General features: G+C 48.4%; 15 protein-coding genes. 4 read left to right on the top strand and 11 right to left on the bottom strand.

From position 1 onward, the window contains the following. The first annotated feature begins 128 nt into the window (after positions 1 to 128). Entirely contained in the window at positions 129 to 806 is a 678-nt protein-coding gene (locus ACFVU8_RS05865; RefSeq protein WP_387426227.1) for a DUF6273 domain-containing protein, read from the top strand. 30 nt (positions 807 to 836) lie between these two features. On the opposite strand, the gene ACFVU8_RS05870 is transcribed toward ACFVU8_RS05865, so the two are convergent. The 5 genes from ACFVU8_RS05870 to ACFVU8_RS05890 form a co-directional block, all read right to left on the bottom strand. Continuing rightward, a complete protein-coding gene (locus ACFVU8_RS05870) occupies positions 837 to 1,580 on the bottom strand; it encodes an IclR family transcriptional regulator (protein ID WP_387426229.1) in 744 nt (247 codons plus the stop codon). Positions 1,581 to 1,732: 152 nt separating this feature from the next. Beyond that, positions 1,733 to 2,143 carry a bacteriohemerythrin gene (locus tag ACFVU8_RS05875; RefSeq protein ID WP_083205157.1) on the bottom strand — a complete coding sequence of 137 codons (411 nt, stop codon included), beginning with the start codon at positions 2,141 to 2,143 and terminating at the stop codon, positions 1,733 to 1,735. 127 nt (positions 2,144 to 2,270) lie between these two features. After that, a complete protein-coding gene (locus ACFVU8_RS05880; protein ID WP_387426231.1) occupies positions 2,271 to 3,176 on the bottom strand; it encodes an NUDIX hydrolase in 906 nt (301 codons plus the stop codon). 145 nt (positions 3,177 to 3,321) lie between these two features. After that, positions 3,322 to 4,185, bottom strand: coding sequence for a cation diffusion facilitator family transporter (locus ACFVU8_RS05885; RefSeq protein ID WP_387426232.1), 864 nt, complete (start codon positions 4,183 to 4,185; stop codon positions 3,322 to 3,324). Between the two features lie 246 nt (positions 4,186 to 4,431). Beyond that, the gene (locus ACFVU8_RS05890) at positions 4,432 to 4,935 is read right to left on the bottom strand and encodes a ferritin (protein ID WP_379466822.1); all 504 of its coding nucleotides are present in this window, start codon (positions 4,933 to 4,935) and stop codon (positions 4,432 to 4,434) included. Positions 4,936 to 5,192: 257 nt separating this feature from the next. Between ACFVU8_RS05890 and nagZ the strand changes: the two genes are divergently transcribed. Continuing rightward, the gene (gene nagZ, locus ACFVU8_RS05895; RefSeq protein WP_387426234.1) at positions 5,193 to 6,521 is read left to right on the top strand and encodes a beta-N-acetylhexosaminidase; all 1,329 of its coding nucleotides are present in this window, start codon (positions 5,193 to 5,195) and stop codon (positions 6,519 to 6,521) included. Positions 6,522 to 6,529: 8 nt separating this feature from the next. Here nagZ and ACFVU8_RS05900 read toward each other — a convergent pair whose 3' ends face one another. From ACFVU8_RS05900 to ACFVU8_RS05915, 4 genes are read right to left on the bottom strand one after another with little or no spacing between them, the layout of a single operon-like run. Continuing rightward, entirely contained in the window at positions 6,530 to 7,618 is a 1,089-nt protein-coding gene (locus ACFVU8_RS05900) for an efflux RND transporter periplasmic adaptor subunit (protein ID WP_387426236.1), read from the bottom strand. Between the two features lie 30 nt (positions 7,619 to 7,648). After that, the gene (locus ACFVU8_RS05905) at positions 7,649 to 9,028 is read right to left on the bottom strand and encodes an ABC transporter permease (RefSeq protein ID WP_387426237.1); all 1,380 of its coding nucleotides are present in this window, start codon (positions 9,026 to 9,028) and stop codon (positions 7,649 to 7,651) included. After that, positions 9,018 to 9,737: an ABC transporter ATP-binding protein gene (locus ACFVU8_RS05910; protein WP_066368738.1), complete on the bottom strand. Its 720-nt coding sequence runs from the start codon at positions 9,735 to 9,737 to the stop codon at positions 9,018 to 9,020. The genes ACFVU8_RS05905 and ACFVU8_RS05910 overlap by 11 nt, the downstream gene beginning before the upstream one ends. Before the next feature lie 34 nt (positions 9,738 to 9,771). After that, positions 9,772 to 12,378: a hypothetical protein gene (locus ACFVU8_RS05915; protein ID WP_387426239.1), complete on the bottom strand. Its 2,607-nt coding sequence runs from the start codon at positions 12,376 to 12,378 to the stop codon at positions 9,772 to 9,774. A 244-nt stretch (positions 12,379 to 12,622) separates the two neighbouring features. On the opposite strand from ACFVU8_RS05915, the gene ACFVU8_RS05920 reads away from it, so the two are divergent. Together ACFVU8_RS05920 and ACFVU8_RS05925 are read left to right on the top strand one after the other, a co-directional pair. Next, on the top strand, positions 12,623 to 13,357 hold the full coding sequence (locus ACFVU8_RS05920) for an AzlC family ABC transporter permease (RefSeq protein ID WP_387426241.1): 735 nt from the start codon (positions 12,623 to 12,625) through the stop codon (positions 13,355 to 13,357). Next, complete coding sequence (locus tag ACFVU8_RS05925; RefSeq protein WP_387426242.1) at positions 13,348 to 13,674, top strand: AzlD domain-containing protein; 327 nt, start codon at positions 13,348 to 13,350, stop codon at positions 13,672 to 13,674. The genes ACFVU8_RS05920 and ACFVU8_RS05925 overlap by 10 nt, the downstream gene beginning before the upstream one ends. A gap of 86 nt (positions 13,675 to 13,760) precedes the next feature. Here ACFVU8_RS05925 and ACFVU8_RS05930 read toward each other — a convergent pair whose 3' ends face one another. Together ACFVU8_RS05930 and ACFVU8_RS05935 are read right to left on the bottom strand one after the other, a co-directional pair. Beyond that, positions 13,761 to 15,098, bottom strand: coding sequence for a DUF4129 domain-containing protein (locus ACFVU8_RS05930; protein WP_387426244.1), 1,338 nt, complete (start codon positions 15,096 to 15,098; stop codon positions 13,761 to 13,763). Further along, on the bottom strand, positions 15,095 to 16,183 hold the full coding sequence (locus ACFVU8_RS05935) for a DUF58 domain-containing protein (protein ID WP_387426245.1): 1,089 nt from the start codon (positions 16,181 to 16,183) through the stop codon (positions 15,095 to 15,097). Before ACFVU8_RS05935 ends, ACFVU8_RS05930 begins: the two co-directional genes overlap by 4 nt. Between the last annotated feature and the right edge of the window lies 1 nt (position 16,184).

The following is a 16,184-nucleotide window of genomic DNA, read 5'->3' on the forward strand; positions in this document are numbered from 1 at the left end:
AACATTCAAGAACAGTGAGAAGCTTTTTATGATTACTATTGCGCTAAATCAAGGATTTGACGGCTTCATCTTTAGCACTTGCATGAATGTTGTACAATTGAACTAGACACGATAAGGAGTGAATCTGATTGGAAAATAACAGTCTTGCCTTCACACAGAACCGTAGCGCAGCGCCCGGCGACATCATAACTTTTGGCACTTACCCGCAAACTGTACACGGCGCGGACAAAACGCCGATCAAGTGGCGGGTGCTGCAAAATTCAGGTGGAGAGCTGTTCGTTTTGAGCCAGTACATTTTGGACTGCAAACGATATCATCATGAAAATGTCGATATTACTTGGCGTGACTCTAATCTGCGAAGGTGGCTGAACGAAGAGTTTTATCATGCCGCGTTCAATGATGCTGAGATGAAGTTCATCAAGCCAACACTTTGCGCTGACAACGGGGACGGAAGTTCAGATACGGAGGACAAGGTATTTCTGCTCAGCGTTGCAGAAGTGAAAAAGCTGACCTATAAACTTGACGAAGATTCTTTAGGTGTCAGACGTCGTGCAGTAGGAACGGAATTGTCCAGAATACAAAAGAACGATGGATGCCGCTTGTATGTGTATGATAAAACAGTCAGAGCTGACTATATCCTCGAGAATGATGAAGCGCTTGGCTGCTCATGGTGGTGGCTGAGAACTCAACTTGGTATTTCTGCCCGCGCGTATTTTGTTGGTCCTCGAAGCAGTATCCGCAGTTATGGTCGTGTCAACTTAGCTTGTTACGGCGTGCGCCCCGCTATTAAGATTAATCTTCAATGATACAAAGCGGGGCCATCCCGGCCGGCATTGTTATTCATTCTCCAGCAGTTTCGATATCTGCATGCTGCATTCCTGCAATTGTCTGCTCAGCGCTCGGTCTTTCTTTTTGGTCATCCGCGCAGAAGGACCTGAGATGGCAACAGCAGCTATAGCAGTCTCTTTATAAAACACAGGAGCCGCAATACAGCGGAGGCCGATTTCCGTCTCTTCGTCATCAATGGCATACCCTTGCTGGCGAATCACTTTAAGATGCTCTCTCAGCAAGTGGAAATCGTCAAAGGTATTTGGGGTATTTTTGTGCTGGATAACGTTCTTCAGTATAGCTTCCAGCTTGCGTTCATCCAGATGAGCAAGAATGGCTTTGCCGAAGGCGCTCAGATGTGCGTAAGCCTGGTCGCCCACCTTGGAATGAATCCGCATCGTATGTGTTCCTTCTATCACTTGGGTTGTCACGACATGGATACCGTTAAGAATCCCAATGTACAGGGTCTCACCGACCTCACGGCTCAAATGATACAACGGCGGGACAGCCACCCACTCCAGTCTAGGGGAAGGGTGACTCACGGCTCCGCCTATTTTCTCCGTCACACTATAAGCAAAATCCGTCTTTTTCACATAGCCTGCAAGCTCCAGGGTATACAGCAAGCGATATACGGTAGATTTATTCAGATTAACGATCTGGATGATCTCGCTTAGTTTCATAGACTCTGTCTGCTGCAGCGTATCCAGGATCAGAAGCCCTTTTTTTAAAGTGGCCGATTCATATTGCTTCAAGTTACTCACCTCTTGTCTGTGGTGTAGCCATAATAAATCAAAGGCAGCAGTAGATCAAATACTGATCCATTCATATCAACTATTGAAATATAATTTCTGTATGCAAAAAGCCAGCAAACTCCGGCTAGGAAGCTTGCTGGCTTTAAGTCATGTTATACGGCTTTGCCGCGGCTAGCCATGTATTCACCAATGAGCTTGTCACATTTGTTAATGTGGTTAACAAGCCAATCCGTCAAAGTACGGTTCAATTTGATCGTAGACAGAACGGACACGCCCTTGGCGTTGATCATTTCTTCAAGCTCAAGCACTGTTTTCACAAAATCCGCATGGGTCTTGCGGTGCTCCGTCAGCTCCGGAAAATCAATCTCTCCCATCAGCTCTTCTTCGTCGCCGAAATGCTCGAGTGTGTATTCTTTCAGGAATTTCAGTGTTTCCATAATCTTGTCCCGGCCCTGCTGATTCGAGCAAGCTTCGAAAAACTCATTGAGCTTCGCCAGCAGCTGCCGGTGCTGACAGTCAATTTTTTCTACCCCAATATCGTAAGAATCTTTCCAGGCAATCATGGCCTCATCCCTTCGTTATCCCAAACCATTCGAATGGGAAATAAGGTATATTCTCTACCATTTTGCATGAAAGTTCAGTTAACAACATCACACGACAATATTCTACATGAAATATTATCGATGAGGGCTATCTATGGCTCCACTCCGGGTTATATCGGTACAACTTCGATGGACGATGTCCAGCATCCTTGGTGTACTCGTCGGTTTCGGTAACGGCATCGGCCATTTTACGGCGGAAAGCCGCGGCCAGCAGCTCTTTTCCGAGAATAATCTCATACACCCGCTGTAATTCAGACAATGTGAACAATGGCGGCATCAGGTTGAACACGATATCGGTATATTCAGCCTTGCCTCTCAGACGCTCGATCGCATACTCAATCATGATGGAATGGTCAAACGCTATTCCCTCACTCTCTACAATCTCACGTGACAGCTTTCTGACACGTCCCTGTACGGACTCTACAATCCTCACAACTGCAGATAGAGTCTCTTGCTCATTCTGAAGTTTGATGCGAACCCGCTTCTCTGTCTCCGTTCCCTGTTCAGTGGTTGTTGTGTGTTCAGCCTCAATTGTATAAGAGACATCGAACCAGGCTGCATCCGTAGCATCGTCCCCGGCCCGCACATCCAGCGTGGTTCGGTCAACGAGCGCCATGTACGAACAGCTAATAACCCGTGTACGCGGGTCACGGTGCACAGCTCCCCATGTAAACAACTGCTCCATATACAGATCCTCTATATTCGTTTCGCTGTATAGCTCTCGTCGTGCCGCATCCTCAATACTTTCATCTACAGATACGAAGCCGCCCGGCAGTGCCCACTGGCCCAGGTACGGATGCTCGCCCCGTTTGATCAACAATAGTTGGAGAGATTTCTGGGGAAGCTTGCGGTAATTGTTTTGTTCCAGGTCCATCACGGTAAAAATCAGCATATCCACTGTCACCGAAGGATGTTCATACGCATCAGCATCATAAGTCGCCAGAAATTGTGCTTCAGTTAAACCACTGGCATTAGTAAGAGGGTGATCAGACATAGGTTACAGTGCTCCTTTTCTATAAAAACATTAATATTATCCAGTTGTTAATATCATATTGTAATTATACACACATCTCCCTGTGCCCAGTCAATAACGCAGAAAAACCAGGAACATCCTCATAAGAGGAATATCCCTGGTTCTATTAAACAGGCTCAATATGGACAAGCACGTAAGAAACCTGGTGACGGTCTTTCAACTGATCTTCAATTTCTTCGGTAATGTCGTGACTCTGAACCACATTCAGCTTGGCATCCACCAGCACGGTTGTATCCACCAGGACGTTATTGCCGTGCACACGGGCTTTAATATCCTTGATCGACTGCACGCCATCAATTTCGGCCACCGTATTCTTCATCCGTTCAAGTTCTGCCGCATCAAACCCGTCTGTGAGGTCATGAGTAGCCTTACGGAAGATATCGAATGCGGTTTTGCAGATCATCAGGCCGACGATGGTCGCTGTAAGCGGGTCCAGCCAAGGAATCCCGAACTGGGAGCCGATAATCCCGATAAAAGCCCCAATGCTGACCAGCGCATCCGAGCGGTTGTCCTGCGCTACAGCCTCGATAGCATTGCTGTTGATGCGCCGCGCCAGCTTTATGTTATACATGTAGACTGCCATCATAATGACTGCACTTCCCGCTGCTGTCCAGGCAGCGATCAGATCCGGTGTCGCAAGTGACGGCTCCATGAATTTGTTCACACCCTGGTACAAGACTTGAAGTCCGACCGCGATCATAATAAAAGAGGCTATCATTGCCGCAATCGTCTCTGCACGGAAATGTCCGTACCGGTGATTGGAATCCGGAGGTCTGCGCGATATTTTCAACCCCGTCAGGACAGCTATAGACGCTATAATATCCGTAGTATTGTTCAATCCGTCGGCAAGCAGCGCCTGGGAACCCGAGATCGTTCCTATGAACAGCTTGACGGCGGATAACAAAATATACGTTGCTATGCTTAGCCAGGCACCTCTTTCACCCTGTTTGATGTCTTTGTAATTATCCAAAACCAGTAACCCCCAAGCAATAGTATTGTTCTATATTACACGCAGCTAATCGGGTGGGTCTAGAGAAACAGTGTTGCCGAGTGGCGCAAGAGTTACCCCTGCCAAATAGAGTTGGAATACATGAATTTTGTTGTCGTATGCAACATTATTTGACTCCGTTCAACTTTTTAGGCTAAACGGGCGATAACAAACATGAAAAATCCCCACAGCCAAAGGGCTGCAGGGATTAATATGTGTTAACTGCTGTTACTCAGCCGGAGCAGTAAAGCTACGGGTAGCAAACTCAGCATCCAGCATGTAGAAAGCGTTGCTGTCTTTTTCGATACGTTTCAGCTTGGAAATAATGTTGCTGAACAACGCTTCTTCTTCTACTTGCTCGTCAATGAACCATTTCAGGAAGTAGATGGTCGCATGCTCGCGCTCGTCCAAGGCAATGTCTGCAAGATGGTAGAACTTCTTGGTGTTTTGTTGCTCATGAGCATAGGCATGTTCAAACGCATCCAGCATCGAACTGTATTCATTTTTTGGCTCTTTGAGCGCAGCCAGTGTTGCCCGTTTGTCGCGGTCATTGAGGAATCTGTATATTTTCATTGCATGAAATCTTTCCTCTTCGGCTTGAACCAAGAAGAAATTAGCAAATCCGTCGAGACTCTCACCGGAACAATAAGCTGCCATAGCAAGGTAAACGTGAGCGGAATAGAACTCAAAGTTCATCTGTTCATTAAGTGCATTAAATAATTCGTCTTTCATGGACACGTCACCTCAATTTTTAAATTTCAAAATATGTATCGATTCCTGTATATCTTATCATTCAGACTGATAATGGGGCAAGTCCGCCCTCCCCTTACTTCTCAATATCACTTCTCAGAGCTACTTCCCGCAACGCTTCTCCTTGGGAGAAGTAGACGGATAATGGTATTATGGAATTTAAAGGTGGTTACACTAAAGCAGGTCTGAATGATACCACCCGACATTACATTCCGTAGAGGAAAGGAAGACTCTAACTGATGAAAGTAATAGATCGCCTAACGATATTTCCCTTATATAAAAAACGCTTTGCTCCCATTGTTTCTGTTCTGCTCCTGATTCCGCTTATCAGCGGCTGTGGCAGCAGCACTTCCTCATCCACAGCATCCACACGGGCGCCTGCCGCAGCACCAACCGTGTCAGCAGCAGGGCCGTCCACAACAGAAGCTAACACCTCAACGCCTACTCCCGCAACGCCTACGGCAGAGCCTGATCCTGTAACCCTTCAGCTTCAGTCCCTGACCCTTGAGGAGAAGATCGGACAAATGCTGCTGGTCGGTATTAACGGTACAACCCTGGATGCAGGGGCCAAACGGATGATCACAGAGGATAAGGTAGGCGGTATTATCCTCTATAGTAACAACATCGATAATTTGCAAGGGATGGTCAAATTGGTTAATGCCATGAAGAAAAGTAACGCAGCCAATCCTGCTCCCCTGTTCATGAGTGTCGATCAGGAAGGCGGCAAAGTCAGCCGTATGCCTGCGGAGTACGCTACCATCCCTTCTAACGCCAAGGTGGGGCTCCGCAATGATGCGAATGCAGCACGAACCATGGGCACGCTGCTTGCCCGGGAGGTGCGGTCCGCAGGATTTAATATGAACTTCGCTCCAGTACTGGACATTAACAGCAATCCCAAGAACCCTGTCATAGGCGACCGTTCTTTCGGCAATTCGGCGGACACCGTTGTGAAACTGGGCATTGCTGAGATGAAAGGCATCGAGAGCGAAAGCGTTGTTCCGGTAGTGAAGCATTTCCCCGGGCATGGCGATACCTCCGTAGACTCTCATCTGGAGCTGCCTGTTGTGAATAAAACAAGGGATCAGCTCGCCGGGCTAGAATGGCTCCCCTTCCAGGCTGCCATTAAGGAGAATGCCGATGCGGTCATGGTGGCCCACATTCTGTTTCCCAAGCTGGACCCCGACAAACCCGCCTCCTTATCCCGTATGATCATTGGCGATCTGCTTCGGGAAGAGATGGGCTACAAGGGTGTCGTTATCACCGATGACCTGACAATGGGCGCAATCATGAAGCATTTCGACCTGGGCCAAGCTGCGCTTGACAGTGTCAATGCCGGCAGCGATATCCTGCTGGTCGCCCATGAGTATAATAATGAGAAGCGGGTCCGCGAAGCGATTCTACAGAGCGTAAAGAACGGTAAGCTCAAGGAATCGCGAATTGACGAGAGTGTCTACCGTATTTTAGCGTTGAAGCAGAAATACGGATTGACTGACAACCCTGTCCCCGTTCCTGATCTTACCGTCCTCAATAAAGATATTAAAGCTTGGCGTTCATCGATTGCTAAATAACTATGCTGCTACTGGAGAACAACCGTATCACCAGGCTTAAGACCGGACAGAATCTCTGTCTTGTCGGTTGTCTCCAGTCCAATCTTGATATCTCTTCGCTCGATTTCTCCATTACCTTTGTCCAGATTGACATAAGCAGCATCGCCATCATGGATTACAGCCATGCTCGAGACTACTGTTGCTTTTTCTTTTCGGATAGCTTCAATCTCGCCATTCAAACTTAGACCGCCGATGAGATGCTCATTGGCATCAAGCTTAATAATGACTTCAAACTGCGGCACTTGACTGGTGTTATTCGTCTGTCCCGAGGTGGTAGTGGCAAATTTAGCCACCTTGGTCACTTCGCCAGACAGCTTCTCTTCTTTGAGTGCAGTCATTTTCACGTCTACCTTCATACCGGTTTTGATCCGGAACACATCCTGCTCTCCCACCAGAGCGACAAATTCAACCTTGCTAAGATCGACAATTTTGCCGATGTACTGGTTGTCAGACACCGTCTGTGGACGTTCACTAGTACTGTCGAAGAGGAAAATCCCACCTGCCGGAGCACGGTAAATCGCTGTATTCAGCCTTTCCTTCTTGCTGGCAAGCTCCCGGGCCTGAATCTCCGCAGTCACCTCGTTCAGTTCATCGCCGATCCGCTTCGCTTCCTGGGAAGCCAGCACCTTCAATCGATCTGCCTCGGTGGCGCCCAGCGCGGCGCTCTCCTCATCCTGCTGACTCACGAAAGCATTCAGCTCCGCTTCCAGCTTGCCTTTACGGATGGTTGCTTCCGTTGTCGCAATATCGTTCTTCAGCGTCTCCTGATCCAGAGTATACAGGATATCGCCTTTCTTAACCTGTCCGCCATTCTCTACCTTCCAGGAAGTTACTTTAGAAGCAAACGGCGCATAGACAAGCGTTTCATGTTCATACTGAGATTTCCCTTTAACCTGAATCGTCTTGTTAATCGTCTCTTGGGTAACCGGGAAGGTGATACTTTGCACAGGCTCCTCCATCGGCGGTGCTTCCTGCGGCTTGAACATTTTGTCATACGCGAAATAACCGGCTACGGCTACAATCGCTAGGATGATGACCCACTTTATAATCCTTTTCATTCCCTCGGCTTCCTTTCTGCCACAAAAATACTAATCCCGTTTGATAGCCGTGAGCGCATTGGTTCTCGATGCGCTGATGGCCGGATAAATCCCTGATAAAACACCTGTCATAATGGCGAATGCGATGCCGATCGGAATCGTCATCAGCGGAATGGCGATGACAAGACCTCCCTCACTTCCACCCATACCGCCAGCAGAGCCGATTATTTTGTTCATGCCGGTAACGATCAAATATGAAAATACCACGCCCAGCAGTCCGCCCAGAAAACCAAGCAATGCAGCTTCCGTAATAAACATATTGCGTATTTGCCGCATATTAGCTCCCAGTACCTTCATGATTCCAATTTGTCGACGCCGTTGATGGGAAGACATGGTCATGGCAACAATAATGGAGATGGAGGCAATAATCAGAATGAATATTCCGACGCCGAGTGCTACTTTTTTGACCATACTGAACTGCTCTGCAAGCATTTCCTTCTGGTACAGATTCGTGCTGGTGTTCAGGGTAAGCTTCTGAATGAGCTTCTCCAACGCTACAATGTTATCGATACTATCAACCTTGATAATCGCATTGTTATAGACACCTGCTTGTCCATTGGAATCATTGTTCAGATTGAGTTCATCCCGCAGTCGCTCAGCCGTTTCCAGAGACACGTAGATCTTCTTGTCATACATCGCCATATTGTCATCCATTCCTTTGGGCTTGGCGAGAATCCCCATTACTCGAATGGAGGAGCTGACAATGGTCTTGCCGTTGCTAAAGTCAGTTGACTGGAACTGAATCTGCTGCTGGTATAGATCCGCTGGCAGGCGGCTAAGGTTATCGTACTGTTGTCTGAGATCATTGTTATAAGGATCATTCCCCATCGCCTCGTACAGACTTTGCCTTGTCTCATTATCAATCAGACCCAGTGTCGCCCCGTAATTCAGCACGGCCATTCCTGCTAGCTCAGAAGGTCCTCCCTGCTTGAAGGTATTATCGTACTTTGTTAGCAGGCTAAGATTGGTACCTATGACCTGAATATCAGATATTTTGTTATCAATAGTGAGCATCTGAAGCCAGCCAATTTCCTGGAAAGGGGCTGCCGCATTCACATGCTTCAGTCCAGAGATGATCTCCAGCTTCTGGCGGGTCAGCTTACCGGGATCGAGCTTCTCGTTTTCCCCTTCCCCCTGGCTCCCATTCTTCCCTTGGTTGGGTACGCCACTGTTGGGGGTTACAGTGATCTCATCCATTTTGAATCGGCTGTTGATCTCTTTCTCTGTGTATGCCTGCGCCGAATCTCCGAGACTGAGTGCAACGATAATGGCAGCACATCCGATAGAAATCCCCGCCATACATAACCCCGTAACTACCTTACGTCGTTTGATCTGATCCCAGGCCAGACGCGAAATATCTCTAACTCTCATCCTGCTCTCCTCCTTTGGACTCCACTTCGGCAGGAGGCTGTTCTCCGGTGATCATAAATCCGTCCCGCAGTGTGAAGATGCGCTGCATCTGTTCTGCGACCTCAATCTCATGCGTAACAACTATAAAGGTTGTGTTCATTTTCTTGTTCAAATCAAGCAGAATCGTGATGATCTCTTCCTCTGTTTTGGAATCCAGGTTCCCGGTCGGTTCATCTGCGAATATAACGGATGGCTCCGTGATCAGGGACCGCGCGATACTTACACGCTGCTGCTGACCACCGGATAACTGTGCAGGGAATAGATTGGCTTTATCTGGAATGCCTACCGCTTCCAACAGCTCCAGCGCCTTCTTCTTGCGCACGGATGGAGCCACAGACTGGAAGACCAGCGGCAGCTCCACGTTCTCACGTACCGTCAGGCTAGTAATTAGCTCATACGCCTGAAAAATGAATCCGATGTTCTTTCGTCTGAATTCAGACAGTTTGTTCTCGCTCATTTTCACAATATCATGGTCGGCAATGTAAATATGTCCTTCCGTAGGCTTCATCAGCCCTGCCATCAGGTTGAGCATGGTCGACTTCCCGGAGCCTGAGCTGCCAAGCAGCGCGACCATCTCGCCCTTCTGAACCGAGAAGTTGATATCATGCAGCACGGCTGTTGTTTCATTGCCGTTCTTGAAAGAATGGGTTACTTTTTCCACTCGCAACATACAAGCTGCTCCTTCTGTACTTTAATAGAGGGTCTTATTTGTCTGGTGTCGGCGCTCTGTCAATAAACAACGAGTACGCCTGGCTGGCCAGCTCAATCCGTTCGCCCTGGAACTCGTCATAGAGCGTGATCCGGTAAGCTCCTCCGGCCAGTTTCTTGTAAACCGGGTTACTGAAGGAGAGATTGATTATATTGTTACTGCCCTCATTAAGATCTGTGCCGATAACCAGATTCTTTTCCTGGGATTGGCCATAAGGATCTGTCATTTTGAGAACCAGCTTGTGGTTAAAGGTCCCCATGTCATAGCTGACATCACGCAACAGATTATAGCTCATCACGATATTGATCGTATCTGTGCCCTGCAGGTTCCGACCCTCGGAACTGAGCATGGACAAGGTGTAAGGGTACAGCGTGACTTTCAACAGATTGTTCTCCGGCGGAGTCTCCACTGGATTGAGATCCAGTGAGGCAATGTTGATGAATCCGGTTGGTTCCTGTCCCGGTTCACTGAGCTTGTTGCCCGTTATGCCTGGCCCCAGATACAACGCTATGTCAGCAGTGTTCACGGATTTTGGAACCTTTGCCCAGAACGTGACTAACTGCTTACCTCCAGGTGTTGCAGAATTGTCAGGCTGATTGGATACCGCTTCAAACAGCTCACCGTTAGGCGTCGCAAAATAACCTTGGAGACGAGCCATCTTACTCTGTCTCTTCTCTTCGCTGCTAATCAGCAATTCGGAGTACACAATGTTGGAGTTAACGCCTTCATAGATCGTGGTCTTGTTCTCCTGAACCTTGGCATTCTTGCCTTTAGCAATGACATCGTAGCTTCCTCCACGCTCAATCTGCGCCACAGCATTGATCATACTGTCTGTAGTGAACGACAGAAAAGAGACGGGTTCTTCTTTGACGGTTGTATACAGGTTAATGCTTAGTTTATCGAACTTCTGTGTATACGGAACTTTGGCCATCACATAGATGTCGGCCGATTTACCCGGTGCGAGCGATTGGAACTCCTTGTCCATGAACAACTCAGTCGAACCGGTAAGATCGTTATTGTCCAGTTTGACGGCGCCTTTTAGATCAGGCAGAGACAGGTTTACAGACTGAGTGTTATTAATGTTCAGCTTCGCAACGATGATATCGTCGTCTTTCCACGGAAAACGCTGCACAGAAAGCAGACGGTAATTGAAAGTCCCGTAATCATTCGTTGTTCTATAATCCTGCCCCTTCTGTGTATCCGGTCTTAACGTATAAGGAATGGTGAAATATGCCACAGGAATGGTCAGCTTAGCCGTATTACTGCCAGTTCCCGAACCTGTTCCCGCATCGCTGCCGCCACTTCCGGTATTGTCCGGTGAGATGGACTTATCTGGCGTAGAGCCAACGGATTCAATCATTTGCAGCTGTAACGTGTTCTGTTCAACTGACAGCGGAACCTGGGCCTTAAGCGAGATCACTTTCTCCTCAAGCGGCTTCAAGAGAAGCCCGTTAACTCCATTTGCGTTTACCGGGAATGAAGTTCCTTTGGCAGACTTCACGGCCAGCTCATAATTCGGCAAGGTGACGGCCTTGTTCCCGGTGTTCTTGAAACGGAGTTGGAAGGTCCACATCCCGGTTTCGTTCTCTGCATAGACTGCTGCATTGCTCAATTGAGTCTCGACAGAGTTATTGTTAATAATGATTTTTTTAGTAACGCCCTTGGCGACCGTCAAATCAGGTGTTGTAGCAGCCGGAAGCTTGTAAGCGGACTGTGGAAGGTCCACCTTCAGTGTCTCGTCCCTCTGTACGAATTGCAGTCTCATATTATCGGTCTTGAGGTAGGATGGAATTTCGGTCAAATAATAGATGGTTTTCTTCTCTTGCGGTTGTATTTTGTACCCAGCCTGCGAACTGTCTAATGCCAGCTCAAAGGCGGTTCCGCTTGCCGTTACTAAGTAAGCCTTATAACCGGGATCGCTGAGTACTTTGTTCCCTTTATTGGTTACATTCAGGCCAATCTTGGCGTAGACTTTGCTGCTATATTTATAGATTTGGAAAGATTCTGAAGACGCAGCAACGGGAATGTCGCTCATAGTGGTGTTCAGGATTTTCCCATGAAGTGTCGACTGGGAATAGCTTGCAGGAACGCCGATGGATCCTGCTTGTCGCAGATAGCCCTTGGCTTTGGCGTCCCAGACATACATAGCGATCTTGATGCCGTTCAGGGAGTTGGTCTGGCCAACGTTAACATAATAGGTTACACGCAGATTTTGCTTGGAATCGATACTTTTCTTCAGTGCATCTGCCGTTATCGGATTGCCAGGGATTACCGTACCTCCAGAAGTGACCACCCGTGAAAAATAGTGGATCAGACCAGCATTGCTACTGCCCCCGTTGGCATAATTCAGGGTATACGTGAGGATATTCCCCCCCGCTTGAGGCCACAGCCTGATATCCTCAAGGGTAGCATTGACCCCAGCTCCCAGCTGTACACTGCCTAATTTCGTTGTTGGACTTGGTTCCAGGGCCGCTACTTTGGTCGGTGAATTGACATTATTAGTAGTTTTGACCGGAGCTGCAGACGCTGAGTAAGCCGATAGTTGACTTATGATAAAAGTGCTGAGCAGCATGGCTACATATGTACGTCTATGTTTTCTCATTGATTTCCCTCCAAACGTATTTACAAAGATTATTATAGAGGCTAACCCTATGGGAATTGTGTCCAAGTTGTAACCCTTATAATAGAGTTGTAATTTCTCTGTTATTTACCGTCATGTGTCTGAACGCCTTGTAAAACTCTGGGAACATGAATTGACAGAATACTGGATAGATTTTATAGTGATGATATTTGTGCGAAGACTATTAGAAATTGTTCTATGAAGCATAGACAAGGAGGTCATTTCTATGATGCCGGAGACGGCCTCACCAGAATCAAGAACGGGTCAAGAACCCGAAGATAGCTTTATGCAAGGAGTCAGGGATTGTCTGCCCACCTTGCTCGGATATCTCAGTATAGGCTTTGCGGCCGGAGTTGTGGAGAAGACTGCGGGCTTGTCCATTCCCGAGATTGCCTTAATGTCTCTTATTCTCTATGCAGGCTCAGGTCAGTTCATTGCGGCTGGGATGATCGCAGCCGGCAGTACAGCGTCCAGCATTGTGTTCACGATTCTATTCGTTAATCTGCGGCATGTGCTGTTAAGCGCTGCCCTGTCCCCCTATTTCCGACATTTGAAGCCACTCCGCAATATGCTGGTGGGTTCTTTACTAACCGATGAGACCTTTGGTGTAGCCATTAACACAGGTACAACCAAAGGGCGGCTCAGTGAGAAATGGATGCATGGACTGAATATCGCTGCTTATCTGAATTGGTTTCTGGCCAACCTCCTGGGCGCGTTCTTTGGACAATGGATTGCGAACCCCGAGCGCTGGGGTCTTGACTTTGCCCTGCCTGCTATGTTTATCGGACTGCTGGTACTTACCCTCATGAGCAGAAAAAAATATGTACAGGATATTCTGGTCGGACTAGCAGCAGGTCTGATTGCCGTGCTTGTATCCTTACTATGGTCGCCAAGCCTTGGTGTAATCGCTGCTACAATCGTTGCATCAACATTAGGGATGGTGATGGAAAAATGGAAATAAGGCTGGATATCTTCCTGATCATAGTCGGTGCAGCGCTGGTGACATTTATTCCAAGGGTCCTGCCATTGATGCTTCTAAGCCGGATCACTATTCCCGAGTGGGGCATGCGCTGGCTGAACAATATCCCTATCGCCGTGATGGCGGCGCTGATCGCCCAGGAATTATTCATTCAAGACGACAAGCTTGCCGGCTTCTCGCACAGCGCAGAGTGGATTGCGGCCCTGCCGACCTTCTGGATTGCCATCAAAACACGCAGTCTGCTGGGCACCGTCATTGCTGGAATAGTCTCACTTATGATTTTACGCTTCTTGTTCTAATTGGGTTTCAATTGGAAATTAATATTCGAGAAAAAAGCAGCAGCCGTAAACAGGCTGCTGCTTTTTTGGGACTATCTATAGGAAATTCAGGATTTCGATTTATGAAACACCGTGATCTGTGCCACATCTGCATCGGTAGGTTCTTCCTGACCGTACCTGGCCTGATCATAAAGATCAAGCAACCTCTCTTCCGACATGGTGGCAGTGTCACTGCTTTCCTTGCGTTTCCGGTTTCTGCCGGCGCTCCACAACGCCGCGTCGGCTCCTGTTTCTTGCGGGGTCAGATGCTTCTTGATCTCATAGCCGTTCTCCTGCTTGGAACGCAGCCACTGGCGGTACAGCCATCTCACCCGATCCCTGTTGCCCTGCATATGCTCCCAGCGATCCCGCCTTCCCCCGCTAACAGCCGTGGTCCAGAATTGTTTGAAATTCTGCAACGTTTTCTCCCAGGCAAAAACACTACTCTCTTCATCCTGATAAGTCTCATTGTCACGGCTCGGCTGCTTACGCATCAATAAGGCTAGAACAGCGGCAATGGCTTTGTGCAGCAGACCGCTGGTGTTTCGATAGAACCAACGTAAGATATAAAAGGCAACTATTGCAATTACAGCTGCTACGATAACATAAGACAGCACATTGAAGATCTGTGCGATAAGACCAGGGTCATTGGCTTCTGCCGGTGGCATTTCTGATGTAGCAGGTGCCGGTTCATTCGGCTGCAGCGGAGTTTCTTCCGAGCCGGATAACCATCGGGCGATCCAGGACAACAGCTGACGAAGTCCGCCGAAGAGCAGACCACCGATCATTCGCCCCGCTCCTGCCGCCAATGCTACCGCTGCAACCACGATGAGGAGTACAGAAATGCGGTTATGGAGCCGCAAGCCTGTCGGCAAGGATGAAGTCTGGCCGGAAAGAGAGGTATAGCGCAAATGATCGCTGTTCGATGCTAGGAGAACAATTATGACACTCAGACTTCCACACCAGGTAAGGAGTGTCGTCCATGGTTCAAGCTGTGAAACTTTTGGAAACACTATAGCGGCTAAAAAATAGAGACCGATTCCGCTGTAATACGTTGTATTCCGGCCAATTCTAGACTCTGTAGTCAGGCCGAGATAGGTACAGACAAGGCAAGCAATGGCCAAAGAAATGCCTGATAATGATACTCCGGAAAACAGAAGTCCGACCGCCGCTCCCAGCAGTAAGGACACTCCTAGCTGTTTCCACCTGATATTGCAAAGAGTTCGCAGCAGCACGCCAGCCAATGACAACAGTGCAAATAAGATCATCCATAGCGGCGTCATATTCTCACGAAGAAGGTATGTGGCATACAGCATCAGAAGAGGCAAAAATAACAGCAGTTCCATCAGCACATGCGTCCAAAACATCAACGAATCTTGCAAAAATCTCCGGGAAGGGTGCTTCATGCGCTCTCCCTCCCTTGTTCCGGAATGGTCAGCCACTCCACACCATTGCCTTCCTGCATAAGCTGGCCGGCCGCTTCCAGCAGATCCGCACCCTGGTGACAGGTTATGATCAGATAGTCTGTATCTCTGATTCCGTTTTCGGCCTGCAGCTCCAACAGACGGTTCATTGGCAGTGTCCGGTCAAGCGTCAATCGCGCGAGAAGCTCCAGCATCTCCTCTTGCTGAGCTATCGGGCCGGATAGGACTGGCTCACGGGCATCGCCATCTACTAGTCTCCCGTTGCAGATGAACCCAGTCTCAATGCCATGATCCAGTGCATAGCCGGCAACAGCTGCTGCATAACGAATGCCAAGTTCTATTCGTTCCACATCCGTTATGTTCCTCCACATGGATTCGCTAACCTCTACATTGAGACAAATCATCAGCCGGGAATCAGCTGAATAATCATTCTTGTGAACCTGCATCACTCCGGTACGTGCCGTAGCCTTCCAGTTGACCATACCCATGGAATCTCCCGTGCTGTACTCACGGATGCCTGCAGTCAGAAATGGGTCTTCTACAATCCAGCGCTTGATGGCCAATTCCCCCAGCCAGCTGTGCACGGGCAGGGGTATCTCATCAAAGCTGATAAGTTCGGGATAAACCAGCAGTTCCAGCTGAAGAGGAAAGGTCTTAACGACCCGACTAAAGCCGAACAGGTCTCCAGTAGTCATGGTCACCGATTCCAATGTATAGAAGCCCCTCCGTTCACCTACCAAGGTATGGCGACGTTTGATGTGACGGTAGGAGCGCAAATAGAACAAGCTGACATGATTCTGATAGATGTCACCGGAGCTGATCCCCAGATTATCCTGTCTGCCGAATTCCAGCCCTGTTGCGATACTGGATTCCATCCGCAACCAAGGAAGCGGCAGCAGCTTGTCATTCACAATCTCCTCAACCATCTCCAGCTCTTCGCCTGCATAGACGGCCTTTCTGGAGAAATAACGGTCGTAGCTTAACGCCTTAAGGGCATTCTTCTGATAAATGAAGGATATGATTAGCAGCAACGCTGCAGCGAAGAGGATGAACCACACTAAAGCCATG

Origin of the sequence: Paenibacillus sp. NPDC058177 (assembly GCF_042883835.1) — a bacterium.
Lineage (GTDB): Bacteria > Bacillota > Bacilli > Paenibacillales > Paenibacillaceae > Paenibacillus_AQ > Paenibacillus_AQ agri.